The 18161-nt window shown below is 54.0% G+C and carries 17 protein-coding genes and 1 pseudogene; 11 read left to right on the top strand and 7 right to left on the bottom strand.

Going from position 1 to position 18161, the window contains the following annotated elements:
* Window positions 1–28 precede the first annotated feature (28 nt).
* From ACFFJP_RS14155 to ACFFJP_RS14140, 4 genes are all read left to right on the top strand, one after another.
* Entirely contained in the window at window positions 29–157 is a 129-nt protein-coding gene (locus ACFFJP_RS14155; RefSeq protein ID WP_377245255.1) for a hypothetical protein, read from the top strand.
* Window positions 158–347: 190 nt separating this feature from the next.
* The gene (locus ACFFJP_RS14150; protein WP_377245252.1) at window positions 348–698 is read left to right on the top strand and encodes a hypothetical protein; all 351 of its coding nucleotides are present in this window, start codon (window positions 348–350) and stop codon (window positions 696–698) included.
* Window positions 698–1993: a type II toxin-antitoxin system HipA family toxin gene (locus ACFFJP_RS14145; protein ID WP_377245249.1), complete on the top strand. Its 1296-nt coding sequence runs from the start codon at window positions 698–700 to the stop codon at window positions 1991–1993. The genes ACFFJP_RS14150 and ACFFJP_RS14145 overlap by 1 nt, the downstream gene beginning before the upstream one ends.
* A gap of 407 nt (window positions 1994–2400) precedes the next feature.
* Window positions 2401–5145, top strand: a complete 2745-nt coding sequence (locus ACFFJP_RS14140) for a DUF2339 domain-containing protein (RefSeq protein ID WP_377245246.1) — start codon at window positions 2401–2403, stop codon at window positions 5143–5145.
* A gap of 39 nt (window positions 5146–5184) precedes the next feature.
* On the opposite strand, the gene ACFFJP_RS14135 is transcribed toward ACFFJP_RS14140, so the two are convergent.
* The gene (locus ACFFJP_RS14135; protein ID WP_377245243.1) at window positions 5185–6081 is read right to left on the bottom strand and encodes an AraC family transcriptional regulator; all 897 of its coding nucleotides are present in this window, start codon (window positions 6079–6081) and stop codon (window positions 5185–5187) included.
* Window positions 6082–6329: 248 nt separating this feature from the next.
* Here ACFFJP_RS14135 and ACFFJP_RS14130 point away from each other — a divergent pair, with 248 nt between their 5' ends.
* From ACFFJP_RS14130 to ACFFJP_RS14115, 4 genes and pseudogenes are all read left to right on the top strand, one after another.
* The gene (locus ACFFJP_RS14130; RefSeq protein WP_377245240.1) at window positions 6330–6707 is read left to right on the top strand and encodes a PadR family transcriptional regulator; all 378 of its coding nucleotides are present in this window, start codon (window positions 6330–6332) and stop codon (window positions 6705–6707) included.
* Between the two features lies 1 nt (window position 6708).
* On the top strand, window positions 6709–7278 hold the full coding sequence (locus ACFFJP_RS14125; RefSeq protein ID WP_377245237.1) for an HAAS signaling domain-containing protein: 570 nt from the start codon (window positions 6709–6711) through the stop codon (window positions 7276–7278).
* Window positions 7279–7303: 25 nt separating this feature from the next.
* Entirely contained in the window at window positions 7304–8497 is a 1194-nt protein-coding gene (locus ACFFJP_RS14120) for a metallophosphoesterase (protein WP_377245234.1), read from the top strand.
* 57 nt (window positions 8498–8554) lie between these two features.
* A pseudogene (locus ACFFJP_RS14115) lies at window positions 8555–8644 on the top strand (hypothetical protein); the annotation flags it as partial.
* A gap of 13 nt (window positions 8645–8657) precedes the next feature.
* Here the strand turns inward: ACFFJP_RS14115 and ACFFJP_RS14110 are convergent.
* The 6 genes from ACFFJP_RS14110 to ACFFJP_RS14085 form a co-directional block, all read right to left on the bottom strand.
* Window positions 8658–9524, bottom strand: coding sequence for a transporter substrate-binding domain-containing protein (locus ACFFJP_RS14110; protein ID WP_377245231.1), 867 nt, complete (start codon window positions 9522–9524; stop codon window positions 8658–8660).
* A 96-nt stretch (window positions 9525–9620) separates the two neighbouring features.
* Entirely contained in the window at window positions 9621–9851 is a 231-nt protein-coding gene (locus ACFFJP_RS14105; RefSeq protein WP_377245228.1) for a hypothetical protein, read from the bottom strand.
* Window positions 9851–10411, bottom strand: a complete 561-nt coding sequence (locus tag ACFFJP_RS14100; protein ID WP_377245225.1) for an RNA polymerase sigma factor — start codon at window positions 10409–10411, stop codon at window positions 9851–9853. Before ACFFJP_RS14100 ends, ACFFJP_RS14105 begins: the two co-directional genes overlap by 1 nt.
* 9 nt (window positions 10412–10420) lie before the next feature.
* Window positions 10421–10813, bottom strand: coding sequence for a DUF6249 domain-containing protein (locus tag ACFFJP_RS14095; RefSeq protein WP_377245222.1), 393 nt, complete (start codon window positions 10811–10813; stop codon window positions 10421–10423).
* Between the two features lie 26 nt (window positions 10814–10839).
* Entirely contained in the window at window positions 10840–12354 is a 1515-nt protein-coding gene (locus ACFFJP_RS14090; protein ID WP_377245219.1) for a serine hydrolase domain-containing protein, read from the bottom strand.
* A 110-nt stretch (window positions 12355–12464) separates the two neighbouring features.
* Complete coding sequence (locus tag ACFFJP_RS14085) at window positions 12465–13508, bottom strand: LacI family DNA-binding transcriptional regulator (RefSeq protein ID WP_377245216.1); 1044 nt, start codon at window positions 13506–13508, stop codon at window positions 12465–12467.
* 177 nt (window positions 13509–13685) lie between these two features.
* On the opposite strand from ACFFJP_RS14085, the gene ACFFJP_RS14080 reads away from it, so the two are divergent.
* Genes ACFFJP_RS14080 through ACFFJP_RS14070 form a run of 3 tightly spaced genes read left to right on the top strand, consistent with a single transcriptional unit; the run spans window position 13686 to window position 18137 of the window.
* Window positions 13686–14261 (top strand): gluconokinase, encoded by a 576-nt coding sequence (locus ACFFJP_RS14080; RefSeq protein ID WP_377245213.1) that lies wholly within the window; start codon window positions 13686–13688, stop codon window positions 14259–14261.
* Between the two features lie 28 nt (window positions 14262–14289).
* Window positions 14290–15723 carry an MFS transporter gene (locus tag ACFFJP_RS14075; protein WP_377245210.1) on the top strand — a complete coding sequence of 478 codons (1434 nt, stop codon included), beginning with the start codon at window positions 14290–14292 and terminating at the stop codon, window positions 15721–15723.
* On the top strand, window positions 15723–18137 hold the full coding sequence (locus tag ACFFJP_RS14070) for a GH36-type glycosyl hydrolase domain-containing protein (protein WP_377245207.1): 2415 nt from the start codon (window positions 15723–15725) through the stop codon (window positions 18135–18137). The genes ACFFJP_RS14075 and ACFFJP_RS14070 overlap by 1 nt, the downstream gene beginning before the upstream one ends.
* Window positions 18138–18161 lie beyond the last annotated feature (24 nt).

The following is an 18161-nucleotide window of genomic DNA, read 5'->3' as shown; positions in this document are numbered from 1 at the left end:
TTCATAGCCAGCAAAATGGAGTTTGCACATGGCTGAAAACAAGCAAGACAACGTCCCTGAAACCATTAGTGCACATTTGGAGCACATCGCAGAGCAGCTTTGGAGTGACAGCCCCGTTGTTATGGTCGGCGCATGTTATTCCCTGTTGGCCGACTGAAACTGTCCGGTAAAGTTGTCAGGGAATTTAGCTTTTTGCCCCAAAAATTCATCTATAGAGTTAAACTGTTTAATTTTGTCTGTGAAAAATTATCCAAAAAATGAAATTCAATGTGGAATTATTTTATGGGTGAAATAAAATAGATTTTCATGGCAATCTTTTTTTATGAATGAAGTTTTGAGGCGTTGGTATGTCAAAAGGTAATAGAAATTCTCAGGCAGCGTCCCTGCTTCAGCTCGTTCAACAACGTAACCAGCTCCAGCAGATGATGGCGCAGTTGGATGAAAGCATCCAGGCAAAACTACAACAGTCTGTAATGGACGGTTATCGACCCGTGAGCAACGAATCCGTGCAATCCAGCATAGAGGCACACCGGGGCGATCTGTCTATCTCTGATCTGGTCGCTTTTTCTGGTGTATCGATGCAAACCTATTACAACGCGATACAGCGGGTAGACGTAGTATCTGTAGGCAAGCTCAACAGTCTAATCGGTGCTGTAGGTTTGCAGCTATTTATCGGAAAGCGTCAGGGTAATAAATAATGGACGCTCCAACACGGATCGGTTTTGTGTACTGCAATGAGCATTTGGCTGGAACTATCACTGAATATTCGGTTCAGGCCGGCTATGAATATGAATTTCGATATGATGCGACCTACCTGCAAAGTGGACTCAGGAAAATTGGCATCAACCTCCCCCTGACTGATGCACCTCTTCGCAAAAACCATCTGCCGGCGTTTTTCACCAATTTGATGAGTGAGGGGTGGATAAAACGGCATCAGGCGCTGCTAGCCAGACTCGATGTCGATGATAAATTTGGTCTTTTGCTTGCGCATGGTGCAGAGCTTATCGGGCCCATTCAAATACTTCCGAGCCTGCTTAAAGAGGAAGATGTTGGCCATCTATCTGAGCTTCCACAGAAAAACCTGAAAGGCTTCACCATTGACTTTGCCAGAGATGAATTTAATGAAGTGGCCATCAGATCATTAGGCAGGGCTTCCATTTCAGGTGTTCAGCCTAAAATGTTTCTCACTCATAAGGCTGGCGCCAGGAGAACTTTGACGGCGAGTGTCGGTATAGGTCCATATATCGTCAAACCATCGCCAAAAGATTTGCCCCATCTGGCGGTCAATGAATTTATCATTATGCGGCTATGTCAATTGGTTGGGTTCAATGTCGCCGATCATGACCTTGTGCCTTTCTCCTGTGGCGAACTGGCCTACGTGACGAAGCGGTTTGATTTGGATGCTGCCGGCAGAAGCATCGGATTCATCGAGGATTTAGCCTCTGTGATGGATGTTGCGCCCGGTAATAAAAGCAGTGAGGCATTATCCTACGAAAATGCATTGAAAGTCGCCCACGCCAGTTGTGGGTATCATGCTCAGGTGTTGCGGGATGGCTTTTTGCAAGTGCTCATGGCGTACCTGGTTGGCAATAACGATTTGCACCTGAAAAACATGAGCCTGGTCAGATCGCTCGATAGCGATACAGCGACCGGATTTTCCAAAATCTATGACATGGTCTCAGTCGCACCATACAAAGAGTACGACGGATCTGAACTGAGTCTCTGGCTGATGGAAAGCGAAGTCACAGACGCCAAAAGTACCAGTTCATACGACAACTACGGTTATTACACAGAACATGATTTCGTTGTGTTTGCTGCTCAGCTTGGGCTGGACCAAAAGGCCGCAAAAAAACTGATCCACACATTGGTGAAAAAGGTGTCGCAAAATTTGGACAAGGTTTTTGATAGCGTGCCAGATTTTGACGACCTTAAGCACGTTATGCGCGAACGTATTCAGGCGAGAATGGAGACAATGTCACGCTCTTGGCTGTGAAGTGCCGCATGAGTTGCACTAATCAATTTGAACTGCTGCCTTATTATTCACTTTCTAACTTAGTTTAGAGATGACAACCCGGCTTGATGCCGGTTTTTATGTGCTGTTTTAGCTGGAACCAGATGGTGCACCAGGTGCTGAATAATTCCGTCGTCGCCAAACTACGACAAGACTTTAAATTCTGCTTCACTGAGCTGGGCGGTGGTAAGAGTTGCAGTGTTTTTGCCGGGTCAGCATTTTACCCTGCAACGTCATCGTGTCACTGATGCGTTGATGCACCGAATAGAGGGAGCCACTCATGGATTGCAGTAACAAAGCAGAGTCACCGCGGCCAGTTCAACCTTGTTTGCTTTCTTAGCCCGGTGTTATGGTAGTGATTCACGGGGCAGTAACAAGGACGTCACAGCATGTGGGCACTGATTGGCTTGATTGCGGGTTATAGTCTGGGCGCGCTGGAGGGGGAAACTTTCATCGGTGTCACCCTCGGTCTGGCACTAGGTCTGGCACTGGATGCCTGGCGCAAAACCGCTGATTTGCAGAGCCAGCTGGAAGCCTTGCAGCAGCAAGTGGCGACACTGCACCGCCAGCTGACTGGTTCCAGTCCAGATAAGGTCGCGCAGCAACCGGGACCGGAAACCACAACGACAGCGGCCGCCAACAGCAGTCTCGACGCAATCTCCGGTATCTGGACCGATCCGCATGGTGTGTTAACACCAGACGTGCCGCTGCAAGCCCCGCCACAAGCCACAACAGAACACACTCTGCCAGCCAGCACAGTGACGTATTCTATGACATCGGATGCCCCTGCAGCACAGTCCGCCCTTGACGCGGCGACCTGGCAGCAGCATGCGTCCATGCCAACCCAGTCTGTGCTGAAACCGCTATTTACACTGTTCCGCAATGTCAGTCCGCTGGTGTTGGCTGGCCTTGCGGTGTTGTTTTTGGGACTCAGTTTTCTTGCTACCTATTTTGCCCATCAGGGTTTGTTGTCGATGGAGCTGCGGCTGGGGTTCATTGGCCTGTGCGGGGTTGGGCTGGTTGGGGTTGGCTGGTGGAAGCGCGACCGCCTTGGCAATAATGCGGCGCTGCTGCAGGGGGCGGGTTTTGCGGTGGTGTACCTGACTTTGTTTGCGTCCTGCAAGTATTATCCGATGATCGATTCCAGCACGGCCTTTGCGCTGATGTTGCTGACAGTGCTGGCCGGTAGCGGCCTGGCGCTGATGCAACAATCGCAGGCGCTGGCCATCCTGGCCACCGCCGGTGGTTTTCTGGTACCGCTACTGACGTCGGACGGCTCTAACCGGTTTGTTGCGCTGTTTAGTTATTACGGGCTGTTAAACGCCGGCGTGTTGCTGATGGCCTGGTTGCGGCAATGGCGCTGGCTGAACTGGACCGGTTTTATTGCGACTTTTGCCATCGCGCTGAGCTGGCAGCTACTTAATTACCACAGTGCTGACTATGCGCTGGTGCAGCCGTTTTTCGCTGTTTATTTCCTGATGTATCTGCTGATTGGCTACTGGTTTACCTTGCGTCAGGGGCATCAGAGCCGGGGTTTTATCGATGGCAGTTTGGTGTTTGGCCTGCCGTTGTTGTCCTTTAGTCAGCAGCTGTTGCTGACCCAGCACTGGAGTCAGGGCGACAGCCTCAGTGCCGCTGTGTATGCGTTGATTTATGCCGCTATGTATGGACTGGTGCGCCGGCAACAACGCGAAGATTTACGCCGCTTTGGTCAGATCCAGCTTGGCCTCGCGCTGATGTTCGCCTCGTTAGTATTGCCATTTTCCCAAGGTGCCAGCTGGACAGCATTTGGCTGGGCGCTGGAAGCGGCGGGTTTATGCTGGTTGGGCTTTCAGCAACAAAGCCGTGCCAGCCGTGCCGGCGCTTATTTGCTGATGACCGGCGCGCTGCTGGCTTTTGCCAGCGAATTGCCGGTACAGACCGGTAACTTGTGGCTGCTCAACGGCGATTTTATCAACATCCTGGTGCTGGCGGTGTCGCTATTGTTGCTGTCGCTGAGTCACGATCGTAAACCGGCGGCAACACCCCTGTTGCCTGGCGAAAACAGCCTGACGTTGCTGTGGTTTGGCCTCGGCTGGTTGTGCTGGCATCTGGCATTTTTTGCCGAACTGGATGGTCATCTGGTTCAGCCGCATCTGTGGCAAATTATCGCGGCCGCCTTGTCATTGGGGTTGGCGTTTTGGCTTTATCAGCGCTGGCCTTTACCGACGTTTCAGCGCTTTGGCTGGTTGTTGTTACCGCTGTTGTATTGCTGGTATAGCGCCGAATTCCTCCGTCAGCTCGATAACACCAGCTGGCAACCGGTGTTATCTTTGACCGGCATGCTGGCACTGGCCTTGGTGCTGTTTTTTCACTATCGCTGGTTACAGCGTGTCAAAGCACCGAACACACTATATTTACTGGCCATGCCCTGGCTGGTGGGGGCTTTATTGGTGTGGCAGGCGCGGTATCTCGCGAACAGCTGGCAGCTGGATAACCAGCAGATGTTGGCGCTGTTTTTTGTTGCCGTCGCAGCACCCATGTTGTTGTGCCTGTGGTTATCAGTGCAGCAGCGCTGGCCGCATCCGGCAGCGCCGGCGCTGTTTTTAACGCGGTTGCCTTTGCCTTGGTTGGCCGGGCTGTTACTGCTGTGGAGCTGGAGTCTGCTCGAGCCAGCGACAGGTTTGCCGCTATTGAATATGCCAGATCTGGTGATGTTGGGCGCGGTGGCGGTGGCCGGGTTGCAATGGCGGGCGATACAGCGTGCTTTAAATCCGGCGCCGCTGGCTGCGCAGCTATTGGCGGCAGGGGCTTTTGTCAGTGCCACTGTGTTGTTAGTCAGAGCTATCCAGCTGTCTCTGCAATTACCCTGGCAATTTGACCCGCTTTGGCATAGCAGTGAAGTGCAGCTGGGCTTGTCAGTCGGCTGGACCTTGCTGGCACTGGTGTTGATGTTGCGTGGCCATTTGCTGGCGCACCGGCTACGCTGGCAATCCGGCGCTGGTTTGCTCGCCGTGGTACTGGTGAAACTCTTTCTGGTGGATCTGGCCGATGCCGGTTCACTGAGCCGGATTGTGTCATTTATCACCGTCGGCGGCCTGACTGTACTGATTGGTATTAAAGCGCCGATGCCAAAAGCTGCAGTCACGCAGTAATACCACCAAGCCATCGCTGCCTGCAGCGATGGCTTCATCTTAGCGTTTTAAATAACAACGCATCTGGGTTAGTAACTCGGCCGGTGGTGTGTCTTTTACGTCGTTCAGATACTCTTCAAACGGCGGGAAATCAGCCAGCTCTTCGCCACTTTCCGGCAGCCATTGCCCAAACAACCAGTTGTAAGGTTGTTCCAGCTGCGCGTAATCACCCTGAAACAACAAACTGACGGTGGTCCCTGCTGGCAAAGTCAGATATTGCAGCGCCTCTGCTCCGGGCTGGCCGGCATCGGCACGAAACCTGGCCGGCACACTGACACAGGCCAGCGCCCGCTGGTCTTTGGCGGCCACGGTTTGTGGATCGTCATAGTACAAGCCAAAAAAGCGGCTGTCCGGACCGAGCAAACCGGCCTCGGCGGCGAACATTGCCAGTTTATCAAAGGTCTGGCCTATGCCCAGATAGTCGCCCAGATGGGGCAAGCCTATCAGTTCTACTTGATTAAACTGCTGAATTTCAATTGGAAACGGCTGAATTTCGGGTAAAGCACTGGGTTGGATCAGCATCTGTCGGAACTCCTCAGCACGGCCGTCCGTCTTGCCGCATTGCTGGCGGTATTGCGTCGGACTGACGCCATATTGTTTACGAAAAGCCCGGCTCAGCGCTTCAGCGCTGCTGTAACGCAGCGGTTTTGCGATCTGTGACAAAGTTAAATCACTGCGCAGCAACTGACCGGCGGCCTGTTGCAGGCGCAGACGCCGGACTGTGGTGTTGACCGGCTCTTCAGCCAGCAGGCGGTAGGTCCGATGAAAATGATAGGGCGACATCCAGGCGACTCCGGCCAGCTGCTCCAGCGTTAAATCAGCATCAAGATGCTGATAAATATAGTCAATGACGCGTTGCAGCCGTTGTTGATACACCACAGATGTCTGATTTTTCATCGGTTCCCTTCCTCTGGTTTTGGCCAGTCAGCGCACTGTAAAACAGAGCGACCTGACATTGTTTGCTGTTTTTTTGTGTGGGCGCCTCGCCACAACCTTGCGATCCATCATCGGCGATTTTTTGCTGTAAACAAAAAAGATTGTTGATCTTTTCGCCAGTCGAACTTATGCTCAGCATGATACCTTGTAGTGCAAGGTATTATTGATTACATAGCAAAGCCGGCACGCCGGTCTGATACAGGTGAAAGATGAATTCCACTGAAGCTCTGATGGAAAAATGGGAAGTGCAGCTGCGTAAAGGCACGCTGGAACTGGCCATTCTGGCGGCGTTACAGCAACGCACTTTATATGGGCTGGAACTGCTGAAACTACTGCAAAGCCTGCCGTCGACGACCATCACGGAAGGCACTTTGTATCCGCTGCTGGACCGGCTGAAACGCGACGAACTGGTGGATGCGCAGTGGGTGCAGGAAGGCGACAGCCGACCGCGTAAGTATTACCAGCTGACTCCACTGGGTACGCAAAAACTGACCGATCTGACCCGGCTTTGGCGCCAGTCTGTCACCGACATTGAATTTCTGCTGGCCAACCCAGGCCCGCAACCGCTGCAAAAAACAGGAGCCTGAGATGCACCAGTCAGAATTGAATCATAACGAGATGATCCATCGCTATCTCAATGAGTTACGCCGCTATCTGGTGCGGCTGGCACCGCATGAAGCGCAGGAAGTGATCCGGGAAATTGAAAGCCATTTGTTTGATGTGATGGATCAACAGACCGTCGCCGGTCAAAGCCCCGATGTGGCCGCGATCTTGCGTGGGTTTGGTGATGCAAGACAGCTGGCGGCGCTATATGTCGCGCACATCGAAGAAGGTGCGCCACCGCCGCTTGGCTTCAGAGCCATTCAGCGGATGAAAAAAAGCGTCACGGCCAGTCTGTATTTCACCATGGCGGTGTTTGGCTTCAGCATGGCATTTGCCTTGTTGTTTGTCGCCGGTGCGAAGTTTCTGCTGCCGGAATCGGTGGGTGTCTGGTCTACGCCGCACGGCAACAGCATCGTGGTGGGATTTGTTTCTGTACCGCCGATGGCTACGCCAGAGGTGATGGGCTGGTGGATAGTGCCGGTGGCGACAATCCTTGCAATTGGCATCGCGTTGTTGACCCGTAAAGTGCTGCAGGTGTTGAAACAACATATGTGAGTGCATGACTTAAAAGGAATTATTGATGAAACTGCTCTGGACCAATCTGAAACATTTCAGCATCACCAGCCTTGTCCTGCTGAGTCTGGCGCTGGGCCTGGCCGTGGTGTTCAGTATCGATATTGATTACGGCGACGACCGCCGGGCCTACAAGGTTGGTGGCGAAGGTCCGCACGTGTTTTTCGCCGGCGACCAGATGCAGCTGAATTTTATCCGCGGTGATGGCGAAACTGGCTTCTACCTGGAGCAGCAAAGCCTGCCGCTTACTGCAAAAATGCAGACGCAGGTGTATTTTCCACTGGAGGATCAACATTTTGCGCTGACCATCGATGGCAATAGCCCGGAGCGGCGCCCCGACGGCAGCTTTATCCCACCGCCGCAGCGCTATCAGGATGGTGAAGCCATTCTGGCTATTTCAGATATCGAAAGTGCTTATAAAACACTACGGGATTTTTTGCAGGCACACCGGGTTATCGATGCAAAACTGAACTGGACTTTTGGCAAGGGCCACTTGGTGCTACTGGGTGATATGACCGACCGCGGGCCTTCGACCACGCAGGTGTTGTGGTTCATCTATCAGCTGGAACAGGCGGCGCGGGCGCACGGCGGCACTGTGCATTACATTCTGGGCAATCATGAGATTAAAAACCTGCAGGGTAACTTTCAGGCGGCGGACAAAAAATACCAGTTTGTCGCCACAGTGCTGGGTAAGCAACAAATTGATTTATATGGCGAAAACAGTCTGCTCGGCCGCTGGCTGGCCAGCAAAAACAGCGCTGAACTGATTAATGGTCATCTGTTTGTGCATGGTGGTCTGCATCCAAAGCTGGCATCGCTGAATTACCGGCTGGAAGATGTGAATCGCATAGTGCGGGCGCATTATCGCATTGCCTATTTTCCAAAGAAAGATGTTGTCCTGAGCGATTTACTGTTATCAACCCGTGACGGCCCCTCCTGGTATCGCGGTTATTTCGAAGCGGATCTCACACAAGCTGAAGTTGAAAAGACGCTGGCAACATTCGGCGCCAGTGCTGTGGTGGTGGGTCATACGCCACAGCGTCGGGTGCAGAGTTTGTTCGAAGGCAAAGTGCTGGCGATTAACGTGCGCCAGCCTCGCGATTATCGCGGCAGTATCCCACCGCGCCACAGCGAGGGATTATTGATCCGTGAGGGTCAATATTTCCGCTTGCTGGATGATGGCAGCGCTGACGCTTTGTGATTTATCTTTCCTGTGCCCCTGCTGTAGCGGCTTGTCCAGGGGGAGCCGCAGTTTGGCGACCAGTTTTATCAACAGGTCTTTACCGACCACCAGGGTGCTAATTTGTTTGGTGCCGTGCGCGGTTTTCGTGGTGTGCTGCGGGTGTAACCAGATCACAAGCTTATTTGACCGCCGCTTGCGCGCGAATTGCCTGGCGGATCTGGGCTGCTTCTGATGCTGCCAGCGTGCGGCTGTTTGCTTCGACAAATAATGGGTCGCGATAGAGTTTGCGCAGGGCCGTATCAACGCGGCGGACAAACTCTCGGGTCTGTTTTGTATCCGCACACATCAGGTGGCCGGTGGTGAATTGTGGCGCTTGTGCCAGCGGGTAATGCCGGACTTGCAGTTCAGGGGTCATTTTCAGGTAAGCCTGCATTTCAGTTGGGTAGAGCAGAATAAAATCAGCCCGTCCGGTCTCAAACATCGCAATAAACTGCTGGTAATAGTGTGACGTCGAAATGGCTGTGATCTGACGGGGCGGAATTTCGGCGACGGCCTGGTCCAATGCGTCACCAAATGAATAGGTTTTCGGGATCACGATTTGATTGCGCGGATAATGCTGCATCAGCTGTTTTAAACTGCTGATTTGGTTTTTCCTGTTCAGCAACGACGCCGGCAAGGGGGCGGCATTGGCATGTTGGTAGAGCTGATAACCCAGGTAGAAATTGACCGGTAGCGAAAATAGAAATTTGGCATCCCGCGATTTATTCTTCACCCGGTTCAGTGAACAGATCGGTAAACCCTGCTCCATCATGTGGTCAGTACGGGCAATTGGCATCTCACGCACGGCAGGGGCATCGCCTAAGGCTTTAAATATCAATAGGTTTGTGTCGATATCGGCGGAACCGTCTGTGCCGCCGCCGTTCAGTCGCGCGATAGTTTCAGTATCATAATGGTGCAGCTCAACGGTAGAAGTGGCAGGGGTATTGGCCCACACCGGCGCAGCGCCAATCAACACAAACAGCAGCCAGCAGCGAGAGAGAGTCATAGCCATTCCCCGACGATACCGTTAAAAATCTGATGGTACTGCAAACCGGCAAATCACGGCAGTGTTTTTCTCATCGTGCGAGCGGCTGTAGACCGACTAATCTGCCGCAATCAGTATCAGTGTGACTAAAAGCCCGGCAATGCCCAGCTGGCCCAGCGTCAGCAGCGGTACAGCCATGGTCGGTAATGCCGGCGCCAATGTCAGGAACATGGCGTTGCCGGCCAGCATTAGCAGCCCAGCCAGCAGGCTGGCGCCGCTCAGGATCAGCAGGCGGCGTTGTTGCCACAGCCAAAGGCGCAGTCGTTGTTGCCATTTCAGTTTCAACATCAGCGGTTTATCCTGTCGAGCGCTTCGCGCGCCTGTTTCATATAGGTTTTGACACTGCCGAGTGGCAACTGCAACTTCTCGGCAATTTCGCTTTGTGAATAACCATAAAATTCAGCACAAACAAACACTTGCTGCTGCACATCGCTCAGATATGTCAGCAAGGATGCCGCATCGCGCTGTTCAGCGCTGAGATCGGTATGGCTCTGTGCTTCTGGTTCACTGTGAAACCAACGCTGCTTCAGCCGGGCAAAAATGCCTTGTGCGCGTTTGGCCTGCAACAATTCATTGATGGCAATGCGTAACAGCCAGGTGGAGAACTCAGCCTGTTGCTGATACTGGCCAATATGCAAAAAGGCCTTCACATAGGTTTCCTGCATTAAATCATCGACTTCAAACTTGCTGTCGCTGGATTTATACAATAAAAACGCCCGCAGTTTGCGCTCAAACCGGCCAAATAATTCGTTAAACGCCGCGCTGTCGCCAGCGACTTGCACGATAGCGACCAGCTGTTCGACCGACGCCTGTTGCAGCGCTGGTCGGTTGGATGGCGTTTTTGCCACAGCGCTGGCTTAATGCGGCCGCTGGCGGTCAAGCCATGCCAGCAGTAAAAAGGCCAGACCCAGCAGCCCCGGCAACATCGCGATGCCGTTAAGGGCGTCATTTAAATCCAGATTGCCGCGCTGCGGAAAATCGGCTAGCGCAGAAAAAGCCAGAATGGCCAGCGCCAGTACCAACAAAAAAATGCCTTTGCGTAAGTCGCGGTTAGCAGAGAAAAAGTGGTTGGCGACTTCGCGGATAGTCTCCGGCGGTAGCGGCGCCTGCTGATGCAGAGTGCGTTCGACCATCTGCAGAAACAGCTTCTTTTTCTTGTACTTGTACAACAATAACAACGCCAGTAGCACAACCCCCGCACTGAACGAAATTAAAGGTACCAGGATCTCTGCCCACTCTTGACCATTCATAGCTTTTGTCCGTTGTTATTCGTGGTTTATTTGCGTTGCCACAGTTCAGCGCCAAGGTACAACTGCGGCAGGAGTTGTTCAAGCACCGGGACATTGTTATCGCCATTCATAAAAATCACATAACCGTTGCCACTGTGCGGAAACAGCATGGCGGCCGTCGATACACCCGGATCTTTGCCGGTATGCAGCAACAGTGCTTCACCTGTCGAAAAACCGCTGAAAATCTCCCAGCCCAGGCCAACCCCGTTGTTCGGTTTTAGCTTCACCTGGATAGTCTGCATTTGCTGGTACAAGGCCGGCATCTCTTGTTGCTGTGCCAGCACAAACAACAGAAACTTGCTGTAGTCTTCGACGGTCGTCAGCAGGTTCGCCGCCGCATTGGCAGTGCTGTATTTTTCCAGCGGCAGCAGCTGGCCTTTGGCATCGTGATTGCGGGCATAGCGCTGCTCGTCGACAGCGGCGGTCCAATAAAAATGCGTATCGGTCATGCCAGCCGGGGTAAACACATATTGCGCCGCCAGTTGCTCCAGCGGTTGGCCAAATTTCGCTTCCAGTGCCTTGCGCAGATATTCAAAGCCTTCGCCTGAGTATTGGTGCTTGGTTCCGGGCTGAAACTGAAACTGCAGTTTTTTAGTGGGCTCTAAATAACGCCAATTGGCAAAGCCAGTCTGATGCGTGAGCACCAGCCGCGGCGTTAATAACAGGTGGCGTGGGTCGGCTTTGACATCCGGATCGACCCAATAACGCGCCAGCGGTTCATCGAGGCTAAGTTTGCCTGCGGCCACCAGTCGCAAGGTCAGCAGACTGACAATCGGCTTTGTCAGCGACGCAACTTTAAACAATGTATTGGCCGGTGCATGCACGCCCTGTTGTAATTCACCAAACACGCGCACCGACTGTAATTTGCCGTGGCTGATCAAACCAAGCCCAAGCGCCGGCACCTGATGTTGTTTCAGTAAGGTTTCGATCACGGCGGCGGATGGTTCTGCGATAGAAGGTTCTGTGACCGATTTGCCGGTGCTCGGCAGCTGCGCTACAGGGTCTTGATGGTCATAACTCAGCACGTCGCTGAGTATCCAGTTGTCGCCTTGTTTCAGCCAGACCGAAGTAAAGCGGGCAGTGCCGGTCAGACGGTCGGGTTTGCCGGGCTCGCGCAGATAAAATTCGTGCTCGCCATGCTGGATGGCGCCGTACAGCGCCTGATCTTTGTATAAAGGAAAAGTCCGTAAGCTGCCAGCGGTCAGTTTGCGAATCGGCTTATGCGCCGGGTCGTTGCAGAGGTTTTGCCGGACACTCTGCATAAACAGCTTTTTGTCCTGAAAGCCGCCGCGGTCGTGGTAGAACTTCAGCTGCGCGCTGACGGTGGTTTCCAGGTATGCCAGATCACACTGATTAAAACCGCGCTGGAAAAATTCTGCGTCTTTGTCGCTCAGTATCTGATGCAGCGTTTCTGCGGTGTATGGCGTCTGTGCCGCTTCTGCGGTTTTACAGCACAGGCTGAATACAGCCGCCGTGAGCAGGGATAACGTGAGTTTCAGCATCTTGGGATCTCCGGTTGAATATGCTGAAACTTAGATGCACGCCGGATTGGCTTTGGATTTCACTTTGGTAAATATTTTGCGGAAATGGTGCTGGACCTTCGATAGGGCACTCAGGTCGAGCCACGTACCATAATGCTGTAACCCACGTCGATCGGGGAGAATTCAGTCTGGGCGCCGCTGGCTTTTTGCATCAGTAGGTCTACCGCCTGTTGGCCCATGGCAAACCGGGGCGAAGCGACGCTGGTGATGCCGGGGTCGACTAAGGCTGAGGCTTCGAGGTCGTTAAAGCCGGCGATGGCAAGGTCAGCCGGGATCCGCAGGTTCATTTGGCGCGCGGCAAATAAAGCACCCAGCGCCAGGTCGTCATTACAACAAAACACCGCGTCACACTGGCCCTGCGATTCAGCCATCACCGCCTGCAATAGCTGGCCACCGAGTTTAATCGAGGACGACTGGCTGGTCGTAACAACATAAGGCTCGCAGCGTGCTGACTGGGGTTCTGCGCCCAAACTTTCAGGCCTGCTTGTGGCGTTCCAGTCCTCAATCGCCTTGCGAAAGCCTGCCAGTCGGTGCTGGGTGCGTGGGTCCATCCGGGCACCGAGAAAGCCGATGTGACGATATCCGCGCGCCAACAAATGTTCAGTCATCGCTTTGCCGGCGGCAAAGTGGGAAAAACCGATATTGATATCAATCGGGTGATCCGTCAGTTCCATCAGCTGGACCACCGGAATACCGGCGTTTTGCAGCAGTTTGCGGGCATAGTCGGTTTGATCGGTGCCGGTCAGGATCAGTCCTTCAGGTGCCTGACTTAACAAGGTAGCGATCAGCTTTTCTTCTTCCAGCGGCGAATAATGACAATCGCCCAGAATGACCTGTAACTGGTGCGGTTTGACCGCGCTGTAGATACCCTGCAGCACTTCGTTAAACACAATATTCGACAACGACGGGATGATCACGGCCAGCACGCCGGAGCGGTTCGACGCCAGTGCGCTGGCGGCGTGGTTACGGATATAACCCAATGTTGCAATGGCTTGTTCCACTTTTAGCCGCGACTTGGCGGCCACTTTATCCGGATGCGTTAACACCCGTGACACCGTAATAGCGCTGACACCGGCCAGTTCAGCCACATCTTTTAAATTGGGTTTACGGTTCATCGGCGTGGGCCTGCTTGCGCTTCATGGTCAAAACATCTCTGCACACCTTAATAGAAATTCCACTTGCAAGCAAAATGGTTGCGCTAACATTTTGACTGATTTAAGCTACTGAACAGCGTTTCAACAATCTTCAAAGCGGCCGGTGAGCACTCGTGAGTGGGTGGCAAATCCGGCGGTATGGCAGGCAAAACAGAGATGGTCGATGCAGCGAAATTTCAGACGCTGATCCTGATGGGCGTGGCCGGTAGCGGCAAGTCCACGCTGGCACAACATTGTGCCGGCGCGCTCGGCTGGACCTATCTGGAAGGGGATGACTTTCACAGCGACGCCGGCAAGCAGATGATGGCGGCCGGTCAGCCATTGTCGCCGGCGCTGCGCCAGCAGTGGGTGGAACTGTTGTGTCAGCGCTTGCAGCAGCAGAAAAATCAAGGCCTGCAGACAGTACTGAGTTACTCGGGCCTGATTCAACAGCAACGGGCGCAGATCCGTGCTGCAGCGGCGGCCCCGCTTTTTGTTTATCTGCATGGCCCGGCGGCGATATTGGCAGAACGCTTAAGCCACAGATCGGCACATTTTATGCCGGCCTCGATGTTACAAAGCCAGCTCCGGACTATGCAGGTGCCGGCGCTGGAACCGGATGTGTTGTGGCTGGACCTGCAATTGCCGCTTTCAGACCAGTTAAAGCGCATCGGTATTGCGCTGGGTATGGCGGAACAATTGAATGATTGCGCTAACAAAATAACGGAGATCTAACCATGCCCGGCACATCAGGTTTTTTGTCATGACGGCAACAAAAGACAGCCAAGTCGTCGACTCGCAAGCACTGCCACCAAGACCGGCGGTACAGCCGCTGCGTTTTTGGGAAAAAGCTGGTTATGGCGTCGGTGATATCGGTTTTAACTTTTATTGGGCCAACATCTCGGCATTTTTGCTGATTTTTTACACCGATGTATTTGGCATTTCTGCCGCCGCTGCCGGCACTATGATGCTGATCACCAAAATCATTGATGCCTTCACCGACCCGATGATGGGGGCCATTGCCGACCGGACCCGCACGCGTTTTGGTAAATTCCGGCCTTATTTGTTATGGCTGGCATTGCCACTGGCCGGCGCCGGCGTCTTGACCTATACCACGCCGGACCTCGACGCCGACGGCAAATTAATCTGGGCCTACTGCACTTATAGCCTGCTGATGCTGATTTATACCGGCATCAATATTCCGTATTCCGCGCTGTCCGGTGTCATCACGGCGGACAGTCAGCAGCGCACCACACTAGTCAGTTTCCGTTTTATCGGTGGTTTTACCGGCGGCATTCTGGTGACTTATCTGACACCAAAGCTGGTGCCCTGGTTGGGGCAGGGTGATGACGTGCTGGGCTGGCAACTGACGATGGGCTTGTTTGGCATCGCTGCCGCCTTGTTGTTTTTGTGTACTTTTGCCAGTACCCGCGAACGTATTCAACCGGTCAGTAGTGCCCCGGCGCCGGTGTGGCAGGACATCCGTGATTTGGCCGGCAACAAACCCTGGCTGGTGCTGTTTTGTCTGGCGTTGATCATCATGATCACCATTACGATGCGCGCCAGCAGCGCTGTGTATTACTTCAAATATTATCTGCAGCAGCCGCAGCTGATCGGCGAATTCTTGTCCAGTTATATGCTGGCATTGGCGCTGGGGGCGGCATCGACGCCGCTGCTGACGCGGTTTTTTGATAAAAAAACGCTGATGATGGGCTTGATGGGCCTCGCCGGGGTGTTGTCGCTGGCGCTGTATTTTGTGCCGCCGGATAACATCACTGCAGTGTTTGCGCTGAATCTGGCGATTGGTTTTGTGCTGGGGCCCAAGTCGCCGCTGGCGTTTTCAATGTATGCCGATAGCGCCGACTACAATGAATGGCGCACCGGCCGGCGGGCCACGGCGATGACTTTTTCCGCCGCAACTTTTTCGCAAAAACTTGGCGGTGCGCTGGCGTCGGCCTGTATCGGTTGGTTACTGGCGTTACTGGGTTATGTGGCGAATACGACGCAAAATGCCGGATCGCAACAAGGTATTTTATGGCTGATGTCGGTGATCCCCGGTGTGGTCGCGCTCGTTGCCGCCGCCGTGATGTGGTTCTATCCGTTGACGGAAGCGCAGTTGCGCCAAGTTCAGGCGGAGCTCTCGGCGCGACGCGGGCTGCCGACTGTCGATGCAGATGATGTAATGAGTAAATCCTGATGCCTTTGATGAGTCCGGACGCTGCAGGGCAGCGTTATCAGTTATTCAGTGCCACCGCCATGCCGCAGGCCACGGCCTTTTTGTGGAATAAAAGCATGCTGGTGCAACTGAACTGTCGCGGTTACGCCACCGCGCAGTTTATGCAGCCGGAGCCGGCCAAATACGCCCATGCGCCGAATCTGGAAGCGAAGACTTTTATGCAGCCGGAGCAGCCGTATTACGCGCATCATCCGGGCCGTTTTGTCTATGTCAAAGATCAGGACAGCGGCGAGCTTTGGTCTGTGCCTTATGAACCGGTGCGCAAGCCGACCGCAAGTTTTGTCTTTTCCGCTGGCGCAGCAGACATCTGCTGGCAGCTGGAACTGAGTGATGATTTACGGCTGGAGTGGCGGTTGACCTTGGCGCCGGACGCACCGTTGGAGCTGTGGCAGCTACGGGTACGGAATCTGGGTACTGCGACGCGCCGGCTGAGCCTGTATCCGTATTTTCCGGTTGGTTATATGTCCTGGATGAATCAAGGCGGGCGCTATGAGCCGGCATTGCAGGCGGTGGTGTGCAGCAGCGTGACGCCGTATCAAAAGTATCCGGATTATTTCAAACAAAAAGACTTTAAAGATCAGACCTTTTTACTGGCAGAACGCGCCCCGTTGGCATGGGAGGCCAATCAGCAGCAGTTTGAAGGCGAGGGCGGGCTGGCGGCTCCGGACGGTATATCAGCGACGATGCTCAGTAACGGCTGCGCCGACTATGAAACGCCGGCCTGTGCGCTGCAATATGATGTGGTGCTGTCGCCCGGCGCGACCGAACTGTACCGCTTCGTTTTTGGTCCGGCGCGAGATCAGGCCGAGATCGCCGCCATCCGGCAGCGTTTTTTCGGGCCTGCTATTTCAGCGGCCACCGACGGCTTTACCGCGGCAGTGCAGGCGTACCGGGCGCAACAGGCGGCCATCACACCGGCTATTCAGATCAGTACACCGGACAGCGGGCTGGATAACTTCGTCAATCAGTGGTTGCCACGGCAGGTTTATTACCATGGCGATGTAAACCGGCTGACCACAGATCCACAGACGCGAAACTACCTGCAAGACCATATGGGCATGACGTATCTGGCGCCGGACGTGGCCAGAACCGCCTTGCTGACCGCGTTGTCGCAACAACATCAAAGCGGCGAAATGCCGGACGGGGTTTTGCTGCATATGGATGCGCAGTTGAAATATATCAATCAGGTGCCGCATACCGACCAATGTGTCTGGCTGCCGCTGTTCCTGCGCGCCTACCTCGATGAAACTAACGACTGGGCACTGCTGGATGAACAAGTGGGCTACAAAGAAGTAGAAGCCGACGCGTCCACAGTGACCGAACATTTGCATCGCGCCATGGCCTGGCTTTGGCAGAAAAAAGACGCCCGTGGGTTAAGTTATATCGAGCAGGGCGACTGGTGTGATCCGATGAATATGGTCGGTTACAAAGGCCGTGGGGTGTCGGGCTGGCTCAGTCTGGCGGCGGCTTATGCGCTGAATACCTGGGCTGATCTTTGTGAAAATCGGGGTGAAATCCAGAGCGAAAACCGGGGCGAAATCGAGCAGGCCGCAGACTACCGGGCCAAGGCTGCAGCCTTTAATCAGGCGGTGAATAGCTATCTGTGGGACGGCCAATGGTATGGCCGGGGCATTACCGACGATGATGTGGTGTTTGGTATCAGCAAAGATCCCGAAGGTCGGATCTACTTAAATCCACAAAGCTGGGCGCTGTTAAGCGGCGCGGCCAGTCCAGCGCAGCAGCAGGCGTTGTTACAGGCAGTGGATGCGCAGCTGCAAACCCCTTACGGCGTGCAGATGCTCGCGCCGGCTTATACCGCGATGCGCGACGATGTCGGCCGGGTCACGCAAAAATTCCCCGGCTCGGCCGAAAATGGTTCTGTGTATAACCACGCCGCCGCCTTTTATTTGTATGCCTTGTATCAGGTGGGCGAGGCGGACCGCGCATTTCAGGTGCTGCGCCAGATGTTGCCGTCAGACGATGAGGCTGAGCAGCGTCAGCGCGGCCAGTTGCCGGTGTTTTTGCCGAATTATTATCGCGGCGCTTTTAGCCAATACCCGCGCACTGCCGGCCGTTCCAGTCAGCTGCTCAATACCGGCACTGTGCACTGGGTGTATCGCTGCCTGATTGAACAGCTGTTTGGTCTCAAAGGCGAAGGCAAGGGCCTGCGTATCGCGCCGCAATTGCCGGCGCACTGGCCACAGGCGACCGTCACTCGGCGTTTTCGCGGCGCTGTGATTGAATGCAGCTTTAGCCGTCAGGCCGGCATTAATGCGTCGCAGGTTTATCTGCAAAACCAGCTGCTGTCCGACAATTTATTGCCAGAGATCCAATCCGGCCGGATTTACCGGCTACGGGTGTTATTGCCGCTGTGACGCTCGCTGCACACCCGCCCGGCA

Origin of the sequence: Rheinheimera tilapiae, assembly GCF_042432165.1 — a bacterium.
In the GTDB taxonomy this organism is placed as follows: Bacteria; Pseudomonadota; Gammaproteobacteria; order Enterobacterales; family Alteromonadaceae; genus Pararheinheimera; species Pararheinheimera tilapiae.
This window is presented reverse-complemented; position numbering and strand designations above follow the sequence as displayed.

Bases quoted from the DNA above. Each gene is read 5' to 3' on its own strand.
- ACFFJP_RS14125 (WP_377245237.1), top strand. From the start codon at position 6,709: ATGCACCAGTCAGAATTGAATCATAACGAGATGATCCATCGCTATCTC.
- ACFFJP_RS14105 (WP_377245228.1), bottom strand. From the start codon at position 9,851: ATGTTGAAACTGAAATGGCAACAACGACTGCGCCTTTGGCTGTGGCAA.
- ACFFJP_RS14075 (WP_377245210.1), top strand. From the start codon at position 14,290: ATGACGGCAACAAAAGACAGCCAAGTCGTCGACTCGCAAGCACTGCCA.
- ACFFJP_RS14150 (WP_377245252.1), top strand. From the start codon at position 348: ATGTCAAAAGGTAATAGAAATTCTCAGGCAGCGTCCCTGCTTCAGCTC.
- ACFFJP_RS14070 (WP_377245207.1), top strand. From the start codon at position 15,723: ATGCCTTTGATGAGTCCGGACGCTGCAGGGCAGCGTTATCAGTTATTC.
- ACFFJP_RS14080 (WP_377245213.1), top strand. From the start codon at position 13,686: ATGGCAGGCAAAACAGAGATGGTCGATGCAGCGAAATTTCAGACGCTG.
- ACFFJP_RS14135 (WP_377245243.1), bottom strand. From the start codon at position 6,081: ATGAAAAATCAGACATCTGTGGTGTATCAACAACGGCTGCAACGCGTC.
- ACFFJP_RS14130 (WP_377245240.1), top strand. From the start codon at position 6,330: ATGAATTCCACTGAAGCTCTGATGGAAAAATGGGAAGTGCAGCTGCGT.
- ACFFJP_RS14120 (WP_377245234.1), top strand. From the start codon at position 7,304: ATGAAACTGCTCTGGACCAATCTGAAACATTTCAGCATCACCAGCCTT.
- ACFFJP_RS14140 (WP_377245246.1), top strand. From the start codon at position 2,401: ATGTGGGCACTGATTGGCTTGATTGCGGGTTATAGTCTGGGCGCGCTG.
- ACFFJP_RS14110 (WP_377245231.1), bottom strand. From the start codon at position 9,524: ATGACTCTCTCTCGCTGCTGGCTGCTGTTTGTGTTGATTGGCGCTGCG.
- ACFFJP_RS14085 (WP_377245216.1), bottom strand. From the start codon at position 13,508: ATGAACCGTAAACCCAATTTAAAAGATGTGGCTGAACTGGCCGGTGTC.
- ACFFJP_RS14095 (WP_377245222.1), bottom strand. From the start codon at position 10,813: ATGAATGGTCAAGAGTGGGCAGAGATCCTGGTACCTTTAATTTCGTTC.
- ACFFJP_RS14145 (WP_377245249.1), top strand. From the start codon at position 698: ATGGACGCTCCAACACGGATCGGTTTTGTGTACTGCAATGAGCATTTG.
- ACFFJP_RS14155 (WP_377245255.1), top strand. From the start codon at position 29: ATGGCTGAAAACAAGCAAGACAACGTCCCTGAAACCATTAGTGCACAT.
- ACFFJP_RS14090 (WP_377245219.1), bottom strand. From the start codon at position 12,354: ATGCTGAAACTCACGTTATCCCTGCTCACGGCGGCTGTATTCAGCCTG.